Source organism: Actinomadura fibrosa, assembly GCF_900659615.1.
Classification (GTDB): domain Bacteria; phylum Actinomycetota; class Actinomycetes; order Streptosporangiales; family Streptosporangiaceae; genus Spirillospora; species Spirillospora fibrosa.
In genome coordinates, this window is record NZ_CAACUY010000462.1 from 1 (window position 1) to 3,397 (window position 3,397).

The 3,397-nt window shown below is 74.5% G+C and carries 6 protein-coding genes; 3 read left to right on the top strand and 3 right to left on the bottom strand.

Translation table 11 applies throughout. From position 1 onward, the window contains the following. On the bottom strand, nucleotides 1-83 hold an 83-nt coding region (locus E1300_RS48550; protein WP_242619898.1), incomplete at its 3' end, for a WS/DGAT domain-containing protein. Between E1300_RS48550 and E1300_RS48555 the strand changes: the two genes are divergently transcribed. Beyond that, nucleotides 55-516 (top strand): anti-sigma factor, encoded by a 462-nt coding sequence (locus E1300_RS48555; protein ID WP_131764012.1) that lies wholly within the window; start codon nucleotides 55-57, stop codon nucleotides 514-516. The genes E1300_RS48550 and E1300_RS48555 overlap by 29 nt on opposite strands. 65 nt (nucleotides 517-581) lie before the next feature. Here E1300_RS48555 and E1300_RS48560 read toward each other — a convergent pair whose 3' ends face one another. Both E1300_RS48560 and E1300_RS48565 read right to left on the bottom strand, forming a co-directional pair. After that, complete coding sequence (locus E1300_RS48560) at nucleotides 582-1,253, bottom strand: hypothetical protein (RefSeq protein ID WP_242619896.1); 672 nt, start codon at nucleotides 1,251-1,253, stop codon at nucleotides 582-584. Nucleotides 1,254-1,258: 5 nt separating this feature from the next. Beyond that, the gene (locus E1300_RS48565) at nucleotides 1,259-1,861 is read right to left on the bottom strand and encodes an O-methyltransferase (RefSeq protein WP_131764013.1); all 603 of its coding nucleotides are present in this window, start codon (nucleotides 1,859-1,861) and stop codon (nucleotides 1,259-1,261) included. Nucleotides 1,862-2,112: 251 nt separating this feature from the next. Here E1300_RS48565 and sigE point away from each other — a divergent pair, with 251 nt between their 5' ends. Next, entirely contained in the window at nucleotides 2,113-2,862 is a 750-nt protein-coding gene (gene sigE, locus E1300_RS48570; RefSeq protein WP_242619897.1) for an RNA polymerase sigma factor SigE, read from the top strand. Nucleotides 2,863-3,076: 214 nt separating this feature from the next. Next, a partial coding sequence (locus E1300_RS48575) for an anti-sigma factor family protein (RefSeq protein ID WP_131764014.1) occupies nucleotides 3,077-3,397 on the top strand: 321 nt, incomplete at its 3' end.

Here is a 3,397-nt window from a genome sequence, read left to right on the forward strand (position 1 = left end):
AGCACCCGGGCGCCGCACAGGTAGAGCGGGAACTGCGGGCCGGGCACGTTCGAGATGATCAGGTTGATCGGGCGCAGCGAGATCGACGCCGCGGCCTGCCTGGTCGCCGCGGTGGCGCTCGGCGCGGCCGCGCAGCGCGCCGACCACCGCGCCGACCGGCTCCAGGCGGCCCAGGACCGCGTGAACGCCGTTCTGACGGCACCGGACGCGAGAACCGTGACCGCTCCGGTGAAGACCGGCGGACAGGGGACCGTGGTCGTCTCCCGGCGGCAGGACAGGGCGGTCGTGCTCCTGTCGTCCGGGCTTCGTCGACCGCCGCCGAGCAGGGCCTACGAGCTCTGGCTGATGGGCGAGGACGGCGCCCGCCCGGCCGGAATGGTCCGCCGGACTTCGAAACCGATGGTCCTGGACGGCGTCGGACGCTCCAGCCGGGTCGGGCTCACGGTCGAACCGGCGGCGGGCTCCCCGCGCCCCACCACCCAGCCGATCATGCTGGCGGCCCTCCCGCGGACCTGACCGGCCGGTGTGATCAAGCGGTGTGATCAAGCAGTGTGATCAGACGCTGCGATCAGGCGGCGCGGTCACACCTTGCGGCGGTCGATCACCGGGACCGGGCGGCGGCGCCTGGCCTGCTTGACGATCTGCGGGAGCGTCGCGTCCCAGCCGCGCTCCACGGCGAAGCACCAGGGCACCGCCTCCGCCGTCGCCGGGACGTCCCGCATGGTCAGCGCCACGAGGCCCGGGCGCTCCGACGTCCGGGCCAGCTCCGCGAGCTCCTCGGTCGGCAGGAAGACCACGTAGTCCAGCTCGCCCTTGCGGCCGCTCGGGACCCCGCGGCGCAGCGCGGCGATCGCGGCCACGTCCGTCCAGGGCAGCGTCCGGCCCCGCGCGCGGGGGAGCGGCCAGCGGGCCGGGCGGCGCACCCCGGCGGGGCCGAGCTCCAGGACGGGACGCCTCGCCAGCATGCTCCCGGCCGAGACGAGCAGGGCCGTCCCGAACCCGGCGGCCCCGACGGCGCCGAGCAGCAGGAACGCGAGGCCGGCGGCGCTCACGCCGTGCATCACCGCGCCGGCGACGAAGGCGACCGAGGCCCCGACCAGGATCAGCAGGGCGACGAGCTGCCACACGGCCCACCAGGTCACCCTGGCACGAACCGCGAACACCTCAGCCGGAACGCCCTCGGCAGTGACGGGTTCGGCCTCGCCGCCGCTGCCGGCGGGAGGCGGCTCGGGGCGGTCGTCGACGTGGCCCATCGGGGTCAGTCGCGCTTCACCGCGCACAGGAGCCCGTCGCCCACCGGGACGAGCAGCGGGACCAGCCGCTCGTCCTCGCGGATCATCCGGTGCACCTCGCGGATCGCCTCGGTCTCGGGGTCGCGGCGGGACGGGTCGGCCACCCGGTCGTGCCACAGCGCGTTGTCGAACGCGACGACGCCACCGGGCCGCAGCAGCCGCAGCGCCGCGGTGAGGTACTCGGGGTACTCGCGCTTCACCGCGTCGCAGAACACCATGTCGTAGGCGCCGTCGGTGAGCCGCGGCAGCACCTCCAGCGCCCGCCCGATGATCATCCGGGTGCGGGACGCGCCGAGGCCCGCCTCCCGGTAGGCCTGCTTGGCGAGCCGCTGGTGCTCGGGCTCGACGTCGACGCTCGTCAGGACCGCGTCCCTGGCCATGCCGCGCAGCAGCCAGACGCCGGAGACGCCGCAGCCCGAGCCCACCTCCACGACCGTCCGCGCGCCGATCAGGGTGGCCAGGAAGCGCAGCGCCGCCCCGCCGGCCGCGCCGATGGGCGTCGCGCCGACCTCCGCGCCGCGGCGCCGCGCGTTCAGCAACGGCTCGTCTTCGGGGAGGAATTCCTCCACGTAGGCCAGGGTGGCCTGAATGGCGTCGATGGCTGCCTCCTCGCGGGACCCCCGCCTGGCTCATGCTGGAAAGACCATATCGCTGAGAGGGAACCATCTGGAGTTTCAGCGCGTTCTAACCAGCGACGGAGCCCACCGGCAGGTGGACGAAGTCGGAACAGCGAGTCGGTCCAGAACCGCCCCAGCCCAGGCGAGACCGTGCCGTTCCAAGGCTTCGGCCTTGGCTCACCAGAGAGGAACAGCCCGGCACCATGGGAGTCGCAGCACTGAGTTTTAGAGGCGCTGTGGGGGTCGGCCCCAGACAGGGGTTGGGAAACGCCGCGCGCACCCGAGAGAACGCCCCCGAGGCCGAATGGGCGCCGCCGTCCTGGGACGAGGTCGTGCGGGAGCACTCCGCGCGCGTGTACCGGCTCGCGTACCGCCTGACCGGTAACCAGCACGACGCCGAAGACCTCACCCAGGAGGTCTTCGTCCGCGTGTTCCGTTCCCTGTCGAACTACACGCCGGGGACGTTCGAGGGCTGGCTGCACCGGATCACCACGAACCTGTTCCTCGACATGGCGCGGCGCCGCCAGCGCATCCGGTTCGAGGGCCTCGCGGACGACGCCGCCGAGCGCCTCCAGGGCCGCGAGCCGACCCCGGCGCAGGCGTTCGAGGACAGCAACTTCGACGCCGACGTCCAGGCCGCGCTCGACGCCCTGGCCCCCGAGTACCGGGCGGCCGTGGTGCTGTGCGACATCGAGGGCCTCTCCTACGAGGAGATCTCCGCCACACTCGGCGTCAAGCTGGGGACCGTGCGGAGCCGCATCCACCGCGGCCGCGCGCAGCTGCGCGCGGCGCTGGAGCACCGGGCGCCGACGAGGCGCCGCTTCGGCACGCGGAACGACTACCGGAGCGGGGAGCCGGGCGAGGTCGCCGCGGCCGTCGCCGTTGCCGATACTGCTGGTACCGCCGGTGAGACGGGCGCCGGGGGCGTCCGGGCGCTGCCGGAGGGCGCATAAGAGCCAGGACCGACCGCGCGGACGGGACCGCGCGTGAGCGAACGGGAGCACGAGGCGGCATGACGGAGCGAAGCGAGGGCATGCCCGCGGTCTTTGCCGGGGGGTGTGGGGGGTCGTCCCCCCGCGGGTTCGCGCGCATGACGGAGCGAACCGAGGGCATGCCCGCGGCTCTTGCCGGGATCCGCGGGGGGTCGTTTCCTCATGAGGAGGCCCTGTGAGCTGCCTTGGGGAGCGGCTGACCGCCCTGATCGACGGTGAGCTCGGACACGAGGATCGCGACCGCGCGCTCGCCCATCTCGCGCGCTGCGCCAGGTGCCGGGCCGAGGCCGACGGCCTGCGGCGGCTCAAGGGCCGGCTGCGGGGCCTGGCCGGTCCGCCCGCCGGTGGCGCCGACGACCTCCCGACCGATGACTTCCTCACCCGGCTGCGCTCGCTGTCGCCGCCCGCCGAGCCGGCGCCGTCCGCCGCGCCGCCTCCCGGTTCCGCCGGGCCGCTCGGGCCGTCCGTGGGCGTGCCCGCCAGGCCGCACCGTCCG